The 19,030-nt window shown below is 52.3% G+C and carries 15 protein-coding genes and 2 pseudogenes; 2 read left to right on the top strand and 15 right to left on the bottom strand.

The window, feature by feature from the left end; genetic code table 11:
- Positions 1-75: 75 nt before the first annotated feature.
- The 3 genes and pseudogenes from ACEN8Q_RS30420 to ttcA (ACEN8Q_RS30410) all read right to left on the bottom strand — a co-directional run bounded on the left by ACEN8Q_RS30420 (position 76) and on the right by ttcA (ACEN8Q_RS30410) (position 2,642).
- Positions 76-750, bottom strand: coding sequence for a DNA-3-methyladenine glycosylase I (locus tag ACEN8Q_RS30420; protein ID WP_413704183.1), 675 nt, complete (start codon positions 748-750; stop codon positions 76-78).
- Between the two features lie 129 nt (positions 751-879).
- Positions 880-1,581 (bottom strand): annotated as a pseudogene (gene ttcA, locus ACEN8Q_RS30415) (tRNA 2-thiocytidine(32) synthetase TtcA); the annotation flags it as partial.
- A 167-nt stretch (positions 1,582-1,748) separates the two neighbouring features.
- A complete protein-coding gene (gene ttcA, locus ACEN8Q_RS30410) occupies positions 1,749-2,642 on the bottom strand; it encodes a tRNA 2-thiocytidine(32) synthetase TtcA (RefSeq protein WP_413705527.1) in 894 nt (297 codons plus the stop codon).
- 652 nt (positions 2,643-3,294) lie between these two features.
- Between ttcA (ACEN8Q_RS30410) and ACEN8Q_RS30405 the strand changes: the two genes are divergently transcribed.
- A complete protein-coding gene (locus tag ACEN8Q_RS30405; RefSeq protein ID WP_236530453.1) occupies positions 3,295-4,110 on the top strand; it encodes an inositol monophosphatase family protein in 816 nt (271 codons plus the stop codon).
- A 21-nt stretch (positions 4,111-4,131) separates the two neighbouring features.
- Here ACEN8Q_RS30405 and ACEN8Q_RS30400 read toward each other — a convergent pair whose 3' ends face one another.
- The 12 genes and pseudogenes from ACEN8Q_RS30400 to ACEN8Q_RS30345 all read right to left on the bottom strand — a co-directional run bounded on the left by ACEN8Q_RS30400 (position 4,132) and on the right by ACEN8Q_RS30345 (position 17,768).
- The gene (locus tag ACEN8Q_RS30400) at positions 4,132-4,845 is read right to left on the bottom strand and encodes a methyl-accepting chemotaxis protein (RefSeq protein WP_413705526.1); all 714 of its coding nucleotides are present in this window, start codon (positions 4,843-4,845) and stop codon (positions 4,132-4,134) included.
- Between the two features lie 144 nt (positions 4,846-4,989).
- A pseudogene (locus ACEN8Q_RS30395) lies at positions 4,990-6,012 on the bottom strand (methyl-accepting chemotaxis protein); the annotation flags it as partial.
- Between the two features lie 129 nt (positions 6,013-6,141).
- Complete coding sequence (locus ACEN8Q_RS30390) at positions 6,142-7,215, bottom strand: NAD/NADP octopine/nopaline dehydrogenase family protein (protein WP_413704182.1); 1,074 nt, start codon at positions 7,213-7,215, stop codon at positions 6,142-6,144.
- A gap of 247 nt (positions 7,216-7,462) precedes the next feature.
- Positions 7,463-8,449, bottom strand: a complete 987-nt coding sequence (locus ACEN8Q_RS30385) for an ABC transporter ATP-binding protein (RefSeq protein WP_413704181.1) — start codon at positions 8,447-8,449, stop codon at positions 7,463-7,465.
- Positions 8,446-9,441 (bottom strand): ABC transporter ATP-binding protein, encoded by a 996-nt coding sequence (locus ACEN8Q_RS30380; protein WP_413704180.1) that lies wholly within the window; start codon positions 9,439-9,441, stop codon positions 8,446-8,448. Before ACEN8Q_RS30380 ends, ACEN8Q_RS30385 begins: the two co-directional genes overlap by 4 nt.
- The gene (locus ACEN8Q_RS30375) at positions 9,438-10,310 is read right to left on the bottom strand and encodes an ABC transporter permease (RefSeq protein ID WP_236530459.1); all 873 of its coding nucleotides are present in this window, start codon (positions 10,308-10,310) and stop codon (positions 9,438-9,440) included. Before ACEN8Q_RS30375 ends, ACEN8Q_RS30380 begins: the two co-directional genes overlap by 4 nt.
- Positions 10,307-11,248, bottom strand: coding sequence for an ABC transporter permease (locus ACEN8Q_RS30370; protein ID WP_413704179.1), 942 nt, complete (start codon positions 11,246-11,248; stop codon positions 10,307-10,309). Before ACEN8Q_RS30370 ends, ACEN8Q_RS30375 begins: the two co-directional genes overlap by 4 nt.
- Before the next feature lie 88 nt (positions 11,249-11,336).
- Positions 11,337-12,737, bottom strand: coding sequence for an FAD-dependent oxidoreductase (locus tag ACEN8Q_RS30365; RefSeq protein WP_413704178.1), 1,401 nt, complete (start codon positions 12,735-12,737; stop codon positions 11,337-11,339).
- A complete protein-coding gene (locus ACEN8Q_RS30360; RefSeq protein WP_413704177.1) occupies positions 12,734-13,030 on the bottom strand; it encodes a (2Fe-2S)-binding protein in 297 nt (98 codons plus the stop codon). Before ACEN8Q_RS30360 ends, ACEN8Q_RS30365 begins: the two co-directional genes overlap by 4 nt.
- Positions 13,011-14,138: an NAD(P)/FAD-dependent oxidoreductase gene (locus ACEN8Q_RS30355; protein WP_413704176.1), complete on the bottom strand. Its 1,128-nt coding sequence runs from the start codon at positions 14,136-14,138 to the stop codon at positions 13,011-13,013. The genes ACEN8Q_RS30360 and ACEN8Q_RS30355 overlap by 20 nt, the downstream gene beginning before the upstream one ends.
- Positions 14,138-15,718 carry an ABC transporter substrate-binding protein gene (locus tag ACEN8Q_RS30350; RefSeq protein WP_413704175.1) on the bottom strand — a complete coding sequence of 527 codons (1,581 nt, stop codon included), beginning with the start codon at positions 15,716-15,718 and terminating at the stop codon, positions 14,138-14,140. The genes ACEN8Q_RS30355 and ACEN8Q_RS30350 overlap by 1 nt, the downstream gene beginning before the upstream one ends.
- A gap of 706 nt (positions 15,719-16,424) precedes the next feature.
- Positions 16,425-17,768, bottom strand: coding sequence for an OprD family outer membrane porin (locus tag ACEN8Q_RS30345; RefSeq protein ID WP_413704174.1), 1,344 nt, complete (start codon positions 17,766-17,768; stop codon positions 16,425-16,427).
- Between the two features lie 220 nt (positions 17,769-17,988).
- Here ACEN8Q_RS30345 and ACEN8Q_RS30340 point away from each other — a divergent pair, with 220 nt between their 5' ends.
- Complete coding sequence (locus tag ACEN8Q_RS30340; RefSeq protein ID WP_413704173.1) at positions 17,989-18,915, top strand: LysR substrate-binding domain-containing protein; 927 nt, start codon at positions 17,989-17,991, stop codon at positions 18,913-18,915.
- The last annotated feature ends 115 nt before the right edge of the window (positions 18,916-19,030 follow it).

Here is a 19,030-nt window from a genome sequence, read left to right as displayed (position 1 = left end):
GAGCAAGCCCGCTCCCACATTTGATCGCATTTCAAATGTGGGAGCGGGCTTGCTCGCGAATGAGGCGACTCGGTTTCAATGATTGACGGTGTAAGCCAGCATCATCGAAATCTGGCTCATCGGCCGTCCGCCACTTTCCTCATGCCACTGGTTGAACACGTCCTGCACCAAAGCCAGGTCGCGCAGACTGCTCGGCACCTTGTCGATGATGTCTTGCGCATTCAATGCCGCCACTACGTCATAGCTCGGTACAAAGGTGTCCTTGCCGATCATCCGCAAGAAGCGCGGGGCCGACAGCCCGCCCAATTGATGTCCGCGTTTTTTCAGGAAGCTCCAGAGCCCGACGATATCGGTCACCGGCCAGTCGGCGATCAGCGTGCCGAAGCTGCCCTTTTCATGGGCCACGTCCAGAATGAACTGCGCATTGCGCGGCACACTCTTGAGCTTGCCCAGGTGACGGATGATCCGCGTGTCCTGCATCAGTCGCTCCAGGTGCTCGGCACTCATCAGCACGACTTTTTCCGGATCGAACCTGAAGAACACTTCTTCGAAGGCCGGCCACTTGGCATCCACCAGGCTGTGCTTGAGCCCGGCGCGGAATACCCGTAGCGCCATCATCGAGAGGTAGCGATCGTCGCTGATCTTGCGCAGTTGCTCGGGAGTCTTGGGAACGGGCAGATGGGCTTCCAGTTCAGCCGCCGAACCGAAGCGGTTCAGGCAGTATTCGTTCAGCCACTTGTAGTCGCGCATGCCCTCTCCTGAGGAGTAAAACGAAAAACCAATGTGGGAGCGGGCTTGCTCGCGAAAGCGGTGTGTCATTCAACCAATGTATCGACTGACGTTACGCTTTCGCGAGCAAGCCCGCTCCCACAGTTTCAATCAGAGGTTGACCACGTTGACGAAGCGCGAAGCCGCGGACTCGTCGATCTTGAGGCTGGTGAAGTCGAACAGGTTGCGATCCGCCAGTTGCGACGGGATCACGTTCTGCAGGCTGCGGAAAATGCTCTCGGTGCGGCCCGGGGTCTTGCGCTCCCAGTCCTGCAGCATTTCCTTGACCACCTGACGCTGCAGGTTTTCCTGGGAGCCGCAGAGGTTGCACGGAATGATCGGGAATTGCTTGAAGTCCGAGTAGGCCTGGATGTCTTTTTCGTTGCAGTAGGCCAGCGGGCGGATCACCACGTTACGGCCATCGTCGGCGCGCAGCTTCGGTGGCATGGCCTTGAGCGAACCGTTGAAGAACATGTTCAGGAAGAACGTTTCGACGATGTCGTCACGATGGTGACCGAGGGCCATCTTGGTCGCGCCGATTTCATCGGCAAAGGTGTAGAGCGTGCCGCGACGCAGGCGCGAGCACAGCGAGCAAGTGGTCTTGCCTTCCGGAATCAGTTCCTTGACCACCGAGTAAGTGTCCTTCTCGACGATGTGGTACTCGATCCCCAGTTCTTTCAGGTAGGCCGGCAGCACGTGCTCCGGGAAGCCCGGCTGCTTCTGGTCCATGTTCACGGCCACGATCTCGAACTTGATCGGCGCAACCTTCTGCAAGTGCATCAGCACATCGAGCATGGTGTAGCTGTCCTTCCCTTATAGCTCAAGGATTTCCTAGTAAACAGTACACTCATGCTCGTAACCCTATAATTTTACTACGCTTTTACGAATAACATTCTTTACAAAAAAAGTCGATAATGTAAATTTCATGGTTTCGCGAGCTCCAGAACCTCCCTTTCCTCACAAAAAAAGACGTTGAACCTTTACAAAACCTGGACGACATCTATCCAGTTTTCAACGCGGGAAGAAGAAACCGTTGCGTCTTCAAACTTGTAGGGCGGCCGGTCTTCCGATCTGTCAATAGACAGATTTACGAAGTCGAACAGACTGCGATCGGCCATCTGGGAAGGGTTTACGCTTTGTAAGCTGTGAAAAATATTTTCCACGCACCCGGGATTTACCGAGTCCCACTCCGCAATCATCGATTTAATTTTTTTCCTTTGGAGATTCTCTTGTGAGCCGCAGAGATTACATGGAATGATCGGATACGCACTATCAGCAGCGACTTTCGCTACATCTTTTTCTCGGCAATAGGCGAGCGGCCGAATAACGATATTCCTCTTATCATCACTGAGAAGTTTAGGCGGCATCCCTTTCATCTGCGCTTGGAAAAACATGTTGAGAAATAAGGTCTCAACCATATCATCCATATGATGTCCAAGCGCCAATTTAGTAGCCCCTATTTCCTCGGCAAAACTATAAAGCGTACCCCTTCTGAGTCTTGAACAAAGAGAGCAGGTTGTTTTACCTTCAGGAATTTTTTGCTTGACGACTGAATAAGTATCTTTGTCAATTATATAATAATCAATCCCTTTACTCTCAAAAAACTCAGGCAAAATATGCTCAGGAAACCCAGGTTGCTTCTGATCAAGATTTACAGCTACAACGCTAAATTTTATTTGCGCAACGCGCTGGAGGTGTAGCAGCGCATCCAGCATTACAAATGAATCTTTGCCACCACTTACGCACACCATAACTTTATCGCCGTCGTCGATCATCGCGTAATCTACAACAGCCTTTCCGACATTACCACGCAGCTTTTTACGACGAAGCTCTGCCGCCTTATTTAATTGAGCTGTACTTTCATCTATCATCATGGCTTCAAGTTCCGACCAATAATTTAGAAATTTATAAATATTCCCAATGAAAAAATAGCCCACCTAAAACATCCACATTCTTGCAATGAATTAAGACAGCTAGTTAACGCAAAAACAAAAAACAAAAAACCCATGACAAACAACATGCATTAGCCCAGACACTTCACATCTTATCTAGACGCTTAAAACTCGAAAAAGAGATAAGGCGAACTATATCTGACTTGGCTGTATCATAACAAGATTGTGTCTACGTTTTAAGTGCGCCCTGACCAACGATCGCTTTCAGCTTCGCTAGGGCGCCTCAGTGATTGACTACACCACGGAGTACTGCTGGTGACCAGGGTTGATTGGCCTCAAAGACACTCATGGCGACAGATCATCCTCTACCATTTGGGACGGCAGCCGCCGCCATCAGTGCAGCCGGGATCATCAAGCGCCCGTAACGTCGTTGGTGGTGGTTGCAGCGTGATCGGGCCTGTGATTGGCCCACTGCAGAGGAATAGTCGAATCGAGTGTAAACGCCTAGTCAAATGCCATGCGCGGCCCTAATTTATGTGGTGAACTGTCTCGTCTAAGGTCGCGCGTCGCTACTTACAATAGATCGCTGCTAGCTTGGAGGCATTCCTTAAACGATCATTTTTTATAGAGCGTCATGACCAGTCCAGATCTAATAGCGCTTCTCACCAGAGCATCCGAAATTGTTCAACGAGCAGGCGTTTTGCTATCCGAAGAGTGGGGGCGTCCGGATGGACCTCGAGGCCAGGGAGATAAGGCTGCGATTGACGTAGAAATTGAAAATATTTTGAGGCCTGAACTCCTTAGCCTGCTTTGCTGCGATTTTTGGGGTGAAGAGACGGGACACATCCTCACGGGGAATGCTTGGTGTTGGGTTGTGGACCCTAACGACGGAACGAGTGACTTTCTGAACGGCTTGAAGGGATCTGCAATATCAGTGGGGCTACTGCATAGAACCATCCCAGTACTCGGGATTGTTTTTGCCCCCGTAACTCCTGAGGGGCCACCAGACTGCATCGGGTGGGCGGAAGGCATGCCCCATCTGATTCGCAATGGTCAACCAGTAAGCTACTGCCTTGCTGATAAAAAGCTGTCGAGCGATAGCACTATAATGGTCAGCGCTGCGGCTCTAAATAAACCGGACCTCAATCGAGAGATGTGTGCTCCAGGGAGTTTTCATGCAATGCCATCCATCGCATACAGACTGGCTAGAGTAGCCGCTGGCGACGGTGTGTGCGGCGTTTCGCTTTACGCTGTTTCAGCACATGATGTTGTTGCTGGGCATGCACTGTTGAGAGGCGCCGGTGGTGTGCTGCTAAACGAAAATGGAATTGCCATCAGCTACGCCACGGAGGTCAATATGGAGACAGTATCGCAGCGCTGCTTCGGTGGATCACCAACCGTATGCCACGAACTGACAACTCGTGAATGGGGGCAGGTGTTCGGTTGCTAGCCCCACGGACTGCAAGCAGAACTAAACGGAAAATTTACTTACCATGTCTTGCAGTTGACCACCTAAGCGAGCGAGCTCAATGCTAGATGATGCAGTTTCCTCGCTAGCCGAAGCGGTTTGCTCTGAAATATCCCGAACATTCAGAATGCTCCGATTGATTTCTTCTGTCACTGCACTCTGCTGTTCTGCGGCCGATGCAATTTGGTGATTCATCAACTCGATGGTTGAGATCGAACGGCTGATTCTGATAATTGCAGAGCCAGCATCCCGGGTTAGCTCCACACTATTGTCACTCAATGCACGGCTGTTCTCGAGGACTGCTGCTACCTGTGCTGTTCGACTGTGCAAACCGCTTATCAGTGTTGCGATTTCCTCCGTCGATATTTGGGTACGTTGCGCGAGACTCCTTACCTCGTCAGCCACTACAGCAAAACCGCGTCCTGCTTCGCCAGCTCGCGCGGCTTCAATCGCAGCATTGAGTGCTAATAAGTTGGTTTGCTCTGCCACTGCCTTGATCACGTCCAGCACGCCACCAATTTTGTTACTCTGGGTCTTCAGATCATCCATGGCAATTTTAGAGTGACCAACCTCGGTCGCCAGCATTTCGATTTGTACTATCGCTTTTGAAATAACGCCATCGCCATCCCGAGCCTCTTGCGAAGCACTTATCGCCGCCTGGGAGGCTTGTTCAGCGTTTTTTGCAACTTCTTGTACCGTCGCAGCCATTTCGTGCATGGCGGTAGCCACCTGGTCTGTTTCGATTTTTTGACTATTCACTCCAGCTCTTGTTTCCTCAGTAACAGCTGAAAGCTGTTCAGCAGCGCTCGCTATCTGAATCACACCATCACGCAAACCAACTACAAGCCCCCGCAAGTTAACCGTCATCTGATACATGCTGGTTTGTAGCAGACCAAGCTCATCTTGGCGTATCGTTGTTTGATCGTACGTTAAGTCACCTTTGGCTACCTGCTCCGCCAGCCTCAAAGTTTCAATGAGTGGTGCAACTATTAAGCGTGTAATAATCCCTGCAGTTAAAGCACTGACAATAAGAGCGGCAACTAGCCATATGATAAGCCATTTTTTCGCCTGTTCAACGTCATTAATGCGCAGTGCTACTTGGTTATCTATTAGCTGATCAGTGGACGAAAGCACGCTAGTGATGTTCGTTGCGATACCTGCTTGCGCCTCCTCAACTGCAACTTGTGCCATGCCAAACTTTACAATTGCATCTTGGTATGCAGTTAATGCGTCTTTAAGACGCTTAACCGTATTTGCCTGTGCCCCAAACCCCTCCAAATCGCTCAAGTAGTTGATAGCTGTAGAGATTGAAGAGCTTGCCTTTTTTTTTGCCTCAGTTTTAAGAGTATAGGTATATCCACGCACATCGAATCGCATCTTCTGAAACAGGCTTAGCGCCTGTGCAGTTGCTGCGCGCTGAGCGATATTTCCCTCTGTTGAGTTTGCAAAGTCATCTAGCTCATTCAACTCGTCTGCCGCTATGTCAGCCTGCTGACCGGCTGCTGAGCGACTTGCAACCATCACGTCAGTGGAGCGGACAATATTATTGTAGTAGCCTCGAGATTGCTGCAAGGCTGATGCAACCGCTTCTAAATGCGGAGTGTCCAAGTCGGAATGAAGGACTGAACGTACTTGTTCCAAGTGATTTTCGAGATCTCCTATGGTCCTTAGCCAGCTCGCCGCATGTTCAGAATCATAATTAACAGTATAGGATAAACGACCTATCAGCATGTCTCGTGTCAGGGTACCAAGCTTTCCAATATCTGCAATTCTTTCACTCCTTTGACTTAAGTTTTTAATTCCAGTCCAGCCTGTAAGTGCGATAAGCACCGTCAGCGCTATGACAAATGTGAAGCCGATAACGAGTTTTGACTTAACATTCATATTGGTCAGAATATTGGCTTGCATGTAGCACCCTAATTCGATACGGAATTTTAACTGTGCGAAACACCTCTTGGCTTACCTTGTGAACTCACCTCTCCCATGGCGAGGTGAATTCACAAAAAACAACCATCAGTCGATATTCACACGCCTTAATAACCCTTCTGTCGTTTCCGAAGGGAGGCGTAACGAATCAATCAGGTCGTTGGTTTCAATAAAGTTTTCACCCACAATAAAACCCGCCATCGCAATCGTAGCTTCTGTTGCAGGCATTGAAACATCCACCATACGACCAAGAGCAAGGGTGAATACCAGTCCGAACGGAACATCCTCCGATAGAAAGCGTGTTTTTACATCCACCGGACCAGGTGGTCCGCCACGCTTTTTATGCAGCTCCGCTGCCATATCAGCTAGGCGATCACCTTCGACGTTGAATGATTTAGAATACTTTTGCTTGATGTTTCGCAAGTTCCACCCAAAAGCTGAGGCCACTGCCAATCTCTCAGCGTCCAGCTTTTCAATAACTGCTGCTACATGAGGCGTCATGAAGTGATATTGAGGCCAATCCTCGCCCCGTTCAATTCTTGTCCAATTAAATATCGCGAGCGGTGAATGTGAAACGGCATTCGTATTTGTGAGCGTGGAGTACAGCGGGTTTTCGTCTACGGTGAACTCGCTCCCAAAAAGTGTCTCGCAGACAACAAGCGCAATTTGCGAATTAGAACGGGGGAGGCAAGAAACCCCCAAAGAGGGTCGTTTAGTCATGATATGAACATGGTTCGGACTCTTACGACGCGCTGTGAGCGCGGTGGTGCCAAAACTGGCAACAGATATATTAATACCTCGTAAACATGCCCGTTCATACAGATATAGTGATGAAAGTGAGGCCATCGAGCTAACAATGATCTGTTGACCTGACATAAGGTGCGGCAGCAATGCGTCCATTACCGTGCGATGACCGTTAACCGGAACAGCAATAAAAATAATATCTGCATCCTCTACAAGTGCTTGCGCGTTGTTGGCGCAGCTTATGGAGAGTGTCTCTTCCAAGATCCCAGTAGATTTCAAGATCCCATTCTGCAACTCATTAGTATTGCTCCCACGGGGTGACCATATGGCGACCTCGTGCCCCTGGTGCGAAATCCACGCAGCATAAGCAAGGCCAATCCCACCAGAACCAACGATACCAACCTTCAATTTACGCATTGTCATATCCTTGAATTATTCTTTAATTAGCTTCACCTTGTTTTAGGTGAATTGATGGGTGCTCCGCATAAGCGCGCCACTATGAAAAGTGTGCAAGCAATCACCATACTCAAGCTTAAATATAAATAAAGTCGTATAAAATTTGTAAAGGTGCTCAGACGCCCTAATAGGGCGCCTGCCTTTTAACCAGTTTCGTTATTAATATCGTGTTTTTTACCCGTGAGCCTTAAGCTATTAATTAACTAGCTCAAGTCGTCGTCACGCTCTCAAGTATTGGATAAAAGCATGCCACTGCACGCCCTGAACGCTTGAACTCTAGAGGGGGTAGTTTTTCTGAGCAGCTAAGCTTTGCTCTGGCACACCGTGGGTGGAAGGTGCAGCCAGATGGCAAGTTAGTCGGCGAGGGGATTTCTCCACTGATTTTCGAGAGCCGTATACGTGCTTTGGGATCCGGTACTGGCGAAGAGTCGCGCAGGACTCGGCTATATGGATGCATTGGCGCGTCCAGCACCTGGTGCGTAGGCCCCTGCTCAATGATCCGACCAAGATACATCACACAGACGGTGTCGCAAAAATGCCTAATTACGCCCAAGTCATGAGAAACAAAGACAAAGGACAATCCTCGCTCGCGCTTCAATCTGTCCAACAATTGCAGTATTTGAGCCTGCACCGATACATCCAATGCTGATACTGGTTCATCCGCCACAATTAATTCGGGATCAAGAACCAGCGCCCGCGCAATACCGATGCGCTGCCTCTGGCCACCGGAGAACTCATGCGGATAACGATCCAAAGCCGAGACAGGAAGTCCGACCTCCTGGATTGTGCTTTGGATTTTGGCCTCAATCTCGCTGGCGGAACCCAATCGATGCACGTAAAGAGGTTCTGCTAGCGCTTGTCGAATGGTCCGCCGCGGGTTCAATGAGGAGAACGGGTCCTGAAATACGATCTGTATGCGCTGGCGGAGTGAACGCATTTGCGAGGCGCTTGCCTGACGAAGGTCACTGCCGTCGAAAATGATGCTGCCTTCGTCGGGCTCAACCAGCCGTAATAGCGTTCTTGCCACAGTGGACTTACCGCATCCGGATTCACCAACCAAGCCCAACGACTGTCCACGAGCAACGCTAAACGAAACATCATTGACAGCGCGGACAATGGTCTTCTTCCCGCCGAGGAAACCACCACCACTCTCGAACCGTTTAACCAGGTTCTTTACTTGCAGAATATCGCTCATGATTGCCCCCTGTAGGGTTCGGCACGCACCAGGCAACGCACCTGATGGTCGTGACTGACGGATTCCAACGTTGGCGCGGTGATTTCGCAACGAGCCTCCCGCAATGGGCAACGCGATGCGAAAGCACAGCCACGAGGCATAGCAGTGATCGCCGGGACACTGCCTGGGATGGGCTCCAGAACTGCTGTATCTAGATCCACACGTGGCATCGCACGTAACAAGGCTTCGGTGTAGGGGTGCATAGGTCGTGCAAACAAGGTTTCCACGTCGGCGGTCTCGACCACCTCACCTGCATACATCACTGCCACTCGATCCGCGATTTGTGCCACCACCCCCAGGTTGTGAGTGATGAAAATCACGGCCATTCCGTGTACTTGCTTCAGCTCGGACAATAGACTCAGGATTTGCGCCTGTATCGTGACGTCCAGCGCAGTCGTGGGCTCATCAGCAAGCAAAACCTTTGGCTTGCAAGCTAGTGCCATGGCAATCATCACGCGTTGGCGCATTCCACCGGAAAACTGATGCGGATACTGGTCGAATCGTTGCGCCGCCGCCGGGATTTTCACCTCCTGCAACGCTTCCAATGCCAACGCACGCGCTTCGCTCCAAGACATAGGACGATGTTGGCGAATGGCTTCCGCGATCTGGTCGCCTACTGTCATGGTCGGGTTAAGCGATGTCATTGGCTCCTGGAAAATCATCGCTATGGCATCACCTCGCAAAGCAGCCATTTGCTTTTCCGTAATTGGAGCCAGATCTCGACCTTCGAGCAGGATCTGGCCACCGCCGTGGCGCGCGGCACCTTCGGGTAACAAGCGCAGAATGGACAAAGCTGTCACGCTTTTGCCACTGCCGGATTCGCCCACCACCGCTAACGTTTCATTTTTGCCGACTGTCAAAGAGACGTCGCGCACTGCCGCATGCCATGCACCGCCGATGCGGAATTCGGTGCGCAGATTACGCAGCTCCAATGCAGCTTCTTGTGTGCTCATGAGCGCTCCGATCTCATTTTAGGATCAATGGCGTCGCGCAGCGCGTCGCCCAACAAGTTCAGTGCCAGGACTGTCAGTAAAATCGCGACGCTAGGGAACACCGTCAGCCACCAGGCATCCAGAATGTTTTCAAAGCCTTCGCGGATCATCCCGCCCCAAGTTGCCGCTGGAGGCGGAACACCGAGGCCAATAAAACTCAACGACGCTTCCGTACGTATCGCAGAAGCCATCCATAGTGAACCCAGCACCACTACATCAGAGACCATGTTGGGAAGGATATGTACGCCCATCAGCCGCATCGGCCCATATCCCAGCGCACGCCCGGCCTCCACAAAGTCACGTTGTTTCAACGCAATAGTGGGTGCACGGGCTACTCGTACGAACGGCGCAATCTCAGTAATGGCGATCGCGATGATCAAGTTTTGCAAGCTGGCCCCTAACGTGGCGGCCACCATCAACCCCAGCAACAAAGTAGGGAACGACAGCAAGACATCAACAAGTCCCATGATGAATCGGTCGACCTTGCCCCCGACATAACCTGCCAAGATACCCAGCGACGAACCAATTAACATGGCGATCAGGACTGCTACGAAACCCACAAGCAATGACACCCGTGTGCCATAAATGAGGCGAGACAACACATCCCGGCCATATGTGTCAGTCCCAAGCCAGAATTCAGCGGAAGGCGGTTCCAGCCGGTACGCGATGTTCTGCTGCAGGGGATCGTGAGGTGCCAGCCATGGGGCAAGGATTGCTGTCAGCAAAATCAACAACAGCAGTGCAATGCCTATCCAGGACAAGCGGTTTTTGCGCAACGCCTGCCATATGGCATTCGGCCTTGCGGCTACAGGTACGGCTATAGCGCTCATTGGTATTTCACCCTTGGATCCACCCACCCATACACCAGGTCGGTTAATAGATTGACCACGATCACACAAGACGCAAATACCACCATCAGCCCTTGAAGCAGGGTGTAGTCGCGTGTATTCAGTGCGCCCAGAATCAGTTTGCCCAGACCAGGACGGTTGAATACGATTTCGGTCAGAACGGAATTGCCTATCAACGTGCCGAAGTAAAGACCTACAACCGTTACGATCGGGATCAACGCGTTGCGTAAGCCATGACGCAGCACTAGCCTCAGAGGGCGAACACCCTTCGCTTTCGCAGTTCGCACATAGTCCTCACCCATGACGCCCAGCATGGAAGACCGTGTAACTCGCATAACGTAGGCGGTCATGATCAGGCCTAGATTGAATGCTGGCAGTGCCAGTCCGCGCAGCTGGGCCACCCAGTCCCCGTCTACCGCGCTTCCTATTACAGGGAACCAGCGCAGCTGGATTGAGAACACCAACAACATCAAGATTCCCGAAACGAAAGCCGGAAATGAAAGCCCGATAAGAGACAGCAGACGGCCTAGATAATCGGGCCATGCGTTGCGGCGCAGCGCCGCCCAGACACCCAGTGGTAATCCAAACACGATACCGATCAACACAGATGCCAACGTCAGCTGTATGGTCCATGGCAGCACCAATGCCACCTCCTGCAGCACCGTTCTGCCGGTGGCCATCGATATCCCGAAATTGCCCGACAACATGTCAGTCAAAAAATGCAGGTATTGGATGTACGTTGGCTGGTCCAGCCCCAGTTGCGTGCGCAACGCATTCAGAGCTTCTTCGCTGGCCTGATCGCCCAGTATCACGGCGGCAGGATCTCCAGGTACCAGGCGCACTAGAATGAATACCACTGTCAGCATTGCCAGAAGCGTCGGAATTGCTAGCAGCAAACGCTTAATCGCATATCGCATCATGACGAAAGCTCCTGCATAACAACTCGACATTCAGCCGACGGACAGCGTATGAGTTCGCCGATGCTGAGTGGCTCTCGACTTAACAAAATCATGGCTTTTCCTCATCAATATTCAGTGTCGCCAACTCGCCCAGCGTCAGCGGCTTTAATGGCGGACGGATGCGGAAAAAGCCCACATCCGCAACTGGCCGTTGCTGTTTCTCCGCAATAATGTGTGCGACGGTGTACCCGCATTGCCGACCTTGGCACGGCCCCATGCCGGCGCGTGTGAATGCTTTGAGCTGATTTGGGCCCGGTAAGGCAATCTGCGTTGCCTTACGGATATCGCCGGCGGTCAGTTCCTCGCAACGACAGATAATGGTGTCGTCAGAAGGAGAAAAGATGTCGGCTCTTGGTGGATACAGCGAATCCAGCATTGGGCGTAAGCGCATTAACCCTCGCAACTTGTCTCGAATAGGCAGCGCTTGCATGGTGGCGGCTTCGGATGTGAGACGACCAATACGCAGACTTACACCTAAGGCAACGAGTTCGCCTCTTACACAAGCCACCTTGGCACCGCCGATCCCGGCACCGTCACCCGCCACGTACAGCCCTGGTTTGCTGGTCTGCCCCCATTGATCTAGGTCAGGCGTGAGGCACGATTGCTGCTCATTCCAACTGTGTGAGCAACCCAATGCCTGCGTCATATGTATGGATGGCACGACACCTTCGTGGGAGAGAAGCAGGCTGGCTGCTACCCGAGTGGTCTTACCGTTTGCTTGTGTAAACTCCAGCTCTTTCAGGCGATCTTTACCGAGCGCCCGTAGGGACGTCACGCCGCGGAATCGGCGCGTACCTGCCCGTCTGATTTCATGCAGCCAAGCAATCCCCTTGCCGATCTCGGTGAGCTCTGAAAGTGCTGTACCAGCCCACGGTAAAGCCCGGCGCCATCCGCCTGGCGGCGACGTATCCAGCCAGCCCGCAATTTTTCCGCCTGTGCGTATCAACTGCGCCATATATAGAAGTGGCAGCGGACCGCTGCCGGCTATCCATACTGGCTCCGAGGGCACTTGGCGCGAGGTCTTCAACAGGATCTGGGCCGCGCCGACAGTCATAACACCAGGCAGTGTCCAGCCAGGGAACGGTGCTGGCCTTTCTTGTGCGCCCATGGCTAGCACGACCTGATTAGCACGCACTGCTTCAGCCTGTCCGTCACGCTTAATAAAAACTCGCCATCCTGTCTCGATCTGCCAGACCTGAGTCTGTGCTTCGTAAACCGCACCGCAAGCTCGGAAACGGGCAACCAGATCAGCACCTGAGCGATACTCATCGCCCAAAATTACACCGGTTGGCTTCGAGGCAACTGCCTCTACTGCACGCCAGATCTGACCGCCCGGCGCGGGTTGTTCGTCCACCACTAGCACTGACAGACCCTGACCTCGCATGCCAATAGCTGCACTCATTCCGGCGGGTCCAGCACCAATCACTATCGCATCGAATTCGCGCGTCATGGCATCACACTCCGGCGACCGTATTGACGCTCGACGCGCATGCCTTCTTGCACCACAACTAAACAAGACTGCGTCGAAGCCACGCCATCAACAACGGCTAGGCAATCGAAGCAAACCCCCATCATGCAAAATGGAGCGCGAGGACTTTCACGTACGGGAGTCGTGCGGCTAGCAGGTACTTGCTGACGCAGCAGCACGGCTGCGACGGTCTCGCCGCTTTCGGCCTCGACGGCCACACCGTCTATGTAGAGGGTCAAACTAACCGTCCCCGGCTCATGCAGTTTTTTGAACATTGAAACGCTCATGATGAAAAATACCCATTGCAGACGGAAACACACCACTTGCTAGCGCTTGTGCATAAGCGCCTGCGTGGAAAGAGGCCAATGTCAGGCCGGAATGGCAGAGCGCGATGTCCGCGCCGCGATGACGTGTTGAGCTCGCGTAAACAGGTATGCCGTCAGGCGTCATGACTCGTAGGCAGGACCATTGGCGGACCAACTTGGCTTTAGCGATATCGGGCAATATGCGCATAGCCTTGCGAGCCATGCGTACTGCGCCCTCGCAAGTAGTGCTTAGGTCGTATCCCACTTCTTCTTGGGTCACACCGATCATGACGGTGCCTTCCGCTGTTTGGCGTAGCCCGCTTGCCGGAATGGGCAGTAAAGGTGCCAAACGCTCAGTCACCAGAATTTGTCCACGCTGCGGTCGTAAAGGCACATCGAGTCCAACCATCTGTCCTAGAACCGACGAACCTAAACCTGCGGCAATAACTACGCGCTCGGCACGTGCCCGATATTCACCTGCCACAACTTCGAAGCCACCGCCGGGAAGCGGATTGATAGCGGTAATCGCATGATTACTTCTTAGCTCCCCCCCTCTGCGCTGAAAGGAAATTTGCATTGCGGCTAGCAAACGCAAAGGGTTGACCTGACCATCCAGCTCTCCAAAGCTCGCGCCAACCACTGCCTCGCCTAGGTGCATGGAAGGGAACCGTCGCTGCAGCTCGTCACGGTCCAGCATATGAGTCGAAGGAGCAAATTCCGGTGCTTGGGCGTGCCATTTGTCGAGTCTGTTCGCGCGCGCCGTCCACTCGTCGTCACTGAGACAGAAGTTCAAGCCACCATTTCTCTCGTATGCGAACGGCATGTTGCTTTCCGCCTCCAGCTGTTCGGCAAACTTGGGCCAACTCTGAACAGCTTCGATCGAAAGGCGTTGATAGGCAGGATGGCCAAAACCTTTGCTTTGTACCCAGACCAAACCGAAATTGGCCTTGGCAGCTCGGAAATCCGTATCAGCTCCATCCAGCATCAGTACGCGGCGGTTCATCCCGGCAAGCCCATAACCGATCGCTGCGCCAACCATGCCGGCACCCGCCACGATCACGTCATAGTCGCGTGCCATTACTGCGCACCTCGTGTGACTGTCGTATTTTCGGTAATGGGCGGCTGCAGGTTCAGCGCACCTTTTAAGGTGTGGCCGTAGTTCACAGCATTGCTGTGCACCCAAACTTGCTTGAGACCAAACAGAGGGACGCCACACACATCCTCGTGGATCTTTGTCTGCGCCTGCTTCCACAGCGCAAGCTGCTTTTGCGCATCAGGTTCGATGCTGGCCTTGCGGATGTCATCGTCAGCCACGGAACAGTGCGCGAAGTTGGACATTGCTCCGGGCGCGCCAATTGCAGCGGACGAGTCGTAAAACTCAGCAAGCCAGTAATCGGCATTGGGGAATCTGGCGGCCCCGTAGAAGACCAGCGCGCTTTGGTCCTGCCGACTTTTGGACTGGTAGGTCGCATGGTCTACGACTTCCATATTGAGCTTGATGCCGGCCTTCGCCAACTGCGCCTGTACGATTTCCATGATCGGTAATTGAGCGGCGACACTCGACACCACGGAATTGATGGTGATGCCATTCGGGAAACCGGCCTCGGCCAGCAGCTTTTTAGCGCGCTCAACGTCATAGGCGTAAGTACCCGCGCTGCAATCCTGCCCCAGGTACCCGTTAGGCACGACCGAACATCCTTTATCTGCCACGTCTTTTCCGGCATAGCGGATGATCTCATCCACGTTGACAGCCGCTGCGATAGCCTGACGTACTTTTAAGTTGTCCAGAGGCTTGATGTTGCGGTTGATGAACAGCGTACGAAATTCAGCAGGCTCGAAAATGTCGACCTTCACACCACGTTTTGCGGAGCGCTCCACCCAACGTTGCTCACGTTTGCCAGCAGCAATGTCAAGTTCACCGGATGTGAAGGCCAGCTCTCTTGCGCTATCGGATGGAATCATGCGGTAGGTAATACCAGCCAACTTGGGCTTGCCGCGATAATAAGCATCATTGGCCACAAGCTTCACGTATTGCTGAGTGACATGTTCACCGAAGGCAAATGGCCCCGTACCGATAGGCGATTGGCCAAACTTGTCGCCAAGCTTTTCCGCAGCAGCTTTGCTGACGATATTGCCGCCATGGTAGTTGGACACACGACCGAGGAACGCCGCGTCCGAATTTTTCAAGGTGATACGCACCGTGTAGTCGTCCAGGGCTTCAACTTTATCGATGATCGTAAAGTTCGCTGCAAAGCTGGAGCGCTTAGGATCGGCTGCGCGCTCGATCGAGTACACCACGTCCGCCGCTTTCAATTCGCCGTAGCCGCCGTGAAACTGCACACCCTTGCGCAGAGTAAAAGTCCAAATTTTGTTGTCGGGTGATGCCTGCCATTGTTCTGCTAAGTCAGGCTGTAATGTTTTTGGATCAGCACTGCCCGGCGGAAAGCTCACCAAGGCATTGAACATTTCAGATACCACGCCTTTATCCCCAACTGCAGTCGTACGGTGCGGATCCAGCGTCGAGCTATCCGCAACGCCCGCACTAACGATGAGCTGAGTGCGATCGTCAGCATGGACAAATGAGGCAGTACTGAAGCTACTACTAGCCAGGAGTGCTGCAAGCGCGCTCGCCGGTACAGCTAGAACAGGAAGTTTCATTGGAATGGTCCTGTGAAAAAGGTAAGAAATTCGCGCCAAGGTTTCCTGATGCATGCACACATAGCCCCGATGACAAGAGGTACTACGGTGCTGCCTGCATCATAGAAATCTCATGCCATGTTATTTAGCAATAGATGCGCCATGCTTTAGCAACTATATGATTTATAACGTTTTATTTTTTCTAGTTGTGTTTTTCTAAAGCATATAAATATGATGTCATGCCTTATTGCTATGGATATGAAGACTCAGTTGTTCCACCTTGATGCGTTCTTTCCCATCTCGGTGCAGATGTGCGTTACGAATGAGCCGGTGATACCAGAGGTAACATCAATCGGAGAGCATCCTTAGCCAAGAAGGGGGGAGGTGAGCTTCAGCTTTATCCGAAAGAATCTGACCTCGCAGTGAAGTCCTGAGAGAGTTGCTCAGTGGGAGGGGTAAGGACGCACCTACAGGCTTACGACAGGCTTCGCGGCGGCGTCAGCTTAGAGTGCAAGGAGGAAGAGGAAGAGTCGACGATTAATCGAGGAGTTTAGCGAGTTGCCGCGCTGCACATAAAACGTGCGCAGCGCGGTCAACTTCACGCGGCCATAACGGGGGAAGGCACAGACTTACTGAGGATCTAGAAAATGAAACCTCGAGCAGAACTATCCATTTTTCAAAGAGGATTTAAGAGGTATCTATCAAACCGGCTGAGTAAACTCTGCTCCTACCAGAGGGCATAAGTGTAGTTCACGTAGAAACGGGTCTGATCCTGATCCTGTAAAGTTGCGGTGGGCAACTCAGTGCGGAAGTTCGCGCGACGAAGAGAGAAACCCAATCCTTTAAGAGCGCCAGACTGAAGGACGTAGTCCAGACGAACATCGCGCTCCCACTCGTTATAACGGTCAGTTGTCACGCCACCAGACCCGCGAATATCGCGACCGCTGATGTAGGTTAATCCCGCTTTCAGGCCAGGCACGCCCAGCCCGGCAAAGTCGTAACTGTAAATACCGAACGTCGAATTTTCGCCCGCGCGAGTGAAACTATTGATCATGATATCGGTATTGAGATAAACGCTCGCACCGCCTTCACCTTCAGCGTGCCCTCGCCCATCGACAACATTAGCGTTGTTAATAAAGACCATCCCACCGCTGTCACTGACACGTTGATGCCCCATGGTCAGCGCATGACCACCAAGGGTGTAAGTGAATGCAGCGGACCAGGTGTTGTTGTCGACTTCACCAGTATTGCCTTCGTTAAATCCATTCCTGTAAGCATAATTTGAGTCACTTCCATTTTTGCCATCAGACTTGTTATTGAAATATCGCAGGTCTGTCTTGAACGACTGATCAGGCGCAATTTGGTAGACGTGCACCAATCCTAGGAAATTCTGACGGTAGTAATCTTCAAGATTGGCGTAGTAATACTGAAGAGTTAGGTCTTTGTTGACCTTCCAGTCAACACCGCCGAACCGAAAGCCATCAGAGCCCTTGCGACCGCCTGCGGCGATACCTGCCCAGTTGCTGGAGGCACGACCTATTTCACGGTTTAAGTTACCGGCCGTAAAGGTGAAGTCTTCTAGTTCCTTCGAAGTAACAATACCGCCCTGGTAGCTAGCCGGGAGCAAGCGACTGTCATTTGAGACCAGAATAGGCAGGCTCGGAGCCAAAGCGTTACCCGCTTTCAGTTCGGTTTTAGAAAGCCTGATCTTGCCATTTGCCCCCAGGCGACTCCAGTCATCTACCGGCGATCCATCGGTTTCCGTCGGCGAAATTGTATTGCTTGTCGTAGCGCTGTGCGGGGAGATACCGCCCCCCAGATTTAGACCCAGCAACCCCTGAACATCCGCCCCGAAACCGACGACACCTTGCGTATACCCCGACAGGAAGTCGAACCTCAGACCTGTCACGGTTTGGCGCTGATCAACACCTTTGAGGCCGCGCTGATCATTTTCATAGTACAAAGTACGAGAGCTGATGGACGCTTTACTGTCTTCAATCAACCCGGCGGCATTAGCCTGCTGAGCTGTAATGCCCAAGGCAACCGCGAGTGCCAGCGTAGACTTGATCACTGAAAATGCTCCTATTTTTTTGTGGTGTTGAGTTGCATCGCATGGTGAAAGTGGATTGATGCGCAATCCAGAATCTCACCAATGCAATGCTATTTAGCAATAGGAGTGCCATTGATATTTAAAGCGTTGTTTTTAAACAGTATTTTTTATTAATTAATTTTTATTAATAGTGTTACAATATTGTCCCATGCTCAAATACTATTGATATGGAGAAGGTGTTGTGGAGAATCGGATCACTTTGCGCCACCTCGAAGCTTTTCGAGCCATCATGGTGCGCAAGACCGTTACTGGCGCCGCGGAAATGCTCGAGATCACGCAGCCCGTGGTAACACGACTTATCTCCGATCTTGAAGAGCGCATTGCGATACCTCTCTTCACGCGCACCAAAGGTCGGCTTCTACCCACTGCGGAAGCAGCCTTGCTATTCAAAGATGTAGAGCAGTCATTGATCAGCATCGAGCGCATTGCGAATGCGGCTTCAAACATCAAGGCCTTGAAGATGGGCTATCTGGAAATTGCCGCAGCCCCCAGCATGGCGCTGTCTTTTCTGCCTCGGGCGATAGCGAGCTTTACGCGCGAACACCCCGATGCAGTGGTTTCCATGCACATGCATAGCTCGTCGACAGTGCTCGATATGGTTCAACGCGACCGCTGCGATTTAGGGTTCGCCATGTTTCCCATGCGCGCGACTCGCCACGGCAATAGCGAGACATTGGTATCGGCCAAGATGGTGGGAGTCATACCAGTCAATCACCGCTTGGCGAGCCGTGACGTCTTGCACCCAGAAGATTTTGAAGGCGAGAGTTTTATTTCATTGATGCCGTTAATGGAGGCACGAACGAAGATCGACTCAGTGATGCTGTCGTATGGCGTCAAACGACGTATCAATGCCGAAACCCAGGTTGCGTCCGTCATCCTTAAAATGGCTGAGGCAGGCTCGGGCGTATCCATCATCGATCCATTGACTGCCAGTGGCTACACGGGAACCATGCTCAAGTTCATTCCCTTTGAACCGGCCATCATCAATGATTTTTCCATCGTCATTTCGCAGCGCAACTCCTCGACACTCATTCTCAAGCCATTTATTGACCATGCTCGACGAGAGATACGGAAGATGGTACCCGCCAATCTGATTGTCCGAAGTTAGTGCTCGCGCAAGCCGCTGAGCAATCGCTTGGGAGTCACGATGAGCTAAGGACGGGGGGGCGGAGTTGGCCCCGTGTCTGCTTACGGCAGCACTGGCTGCGCCACTTTAGAACGCG

Origin of the sequence: Pseudomonas sp. Pseusp16, from assembly GCF_047324915.1 — a bacterium.
Classification (GTDB): Bacteria; Pseudomonadota; Gammaproteobacteria; order Pseudomonadales; family Pseudomonadaceae; genus Aquipseudomonas; species Aquipseudomonas fluorescens_CD.
The sequence above is the reverse complement of the archived record's forward strand: the minus strand, read 5'-3'. Positions and strand labels throughout refer to the sequence as shown.

Coding starts and splice junctions, on each gene's coding strand:
- ACEN8Q_RS30405 (WP_236530453.1), top strand. CDS start 3,295: ATGACCAGTCCAGATCTAATAGCGCTTCTCACCAGAGCATCCGAAATT.
- ttcA (WP_413705527.1), bottom strand. CDS start 2,642: ATGATGATAGATGAAAGTACAGCTCAATTAAATAAGGCGGCAGAGCTT.
- ACEN8Q_RS30385 (WP_413704181.1), bottom strand. CDS start 8,449: ATGAGCGATATTCTGCAAGTAAAGAACCTGGTTAAACGGTTCGAGAGT.
- ACEN8Q_RS30375 (WP_236530459.1), bottom strand. CDS start 10,310: ATGAGCGCTATAGCCGTACCTGTAGCCGCAAGGCCGAATGCCATATGG.
- ACEN8Q_RS30390 (WP_413704182.1), bottom strand. CDS start 7,215: ATGCGTAAATTGAAGGTTGGTATCGTTGGTTCTGGTGGGATTGGCCTT.
- ACEN8Q_RS30350 (WP_413704175.1), bottom strand. CDS start 15,718: ATGAAACTTCCTGTTCTAGCTGTACCGGCGAGCGCGCTTGCAGCACTC.
- ACEN8Q_RS30380 (WP_413704180.1), bottom strand. CDS start 9,441: ATGAGCACACAAGAAGCTGCATTGGAGCTGCGTAATCTGCGCACCGAA.
- ACEN8Q_RS30420 (WP_413704183.1), bottom strand. CDS start 750: ATGCGCGACTACAAGTGGCTGAACGAATACTGCCTGAACCGCTTCGGT.
- ACEN8Q_RS30355 (WP_413704176.1), bottom strand. CDS start 14,138: ATGGCACGCGACTATGACGTGATCGTGGCGGGTGCCGGCATGGTTGGC.
- ACEN8Q_RS30365 (WP_413704178.1), bottom strand. CDS start 12,737: ATGACGCGCGAATTCGATGCGATAGTGATTGGTGCTGGACCCGCCGGA.
- ACEN8Q_RS30400 (WP_413705526.1), bottom strand. CDS start 4,845: ATGCACGAAATGGCTGCGACGGTACAAGAAGTTGCAAAAAACGCTGAA.
- ACEN8Q_RS30360 (WP_413704177.1), bottom strand. CDS start 13,030: ATGTTCAAAAAACTGCATGAGCCGGGGACGGTTAGTTTGACCCTCTAC.
- ACEN8Q_RS30370 (WP_413704179.1), bottom strand. CDS start 11,248: ATGATGCGATATGCGATTAAGCGTTTGCTGCTAGCAATTCCGACGCTT.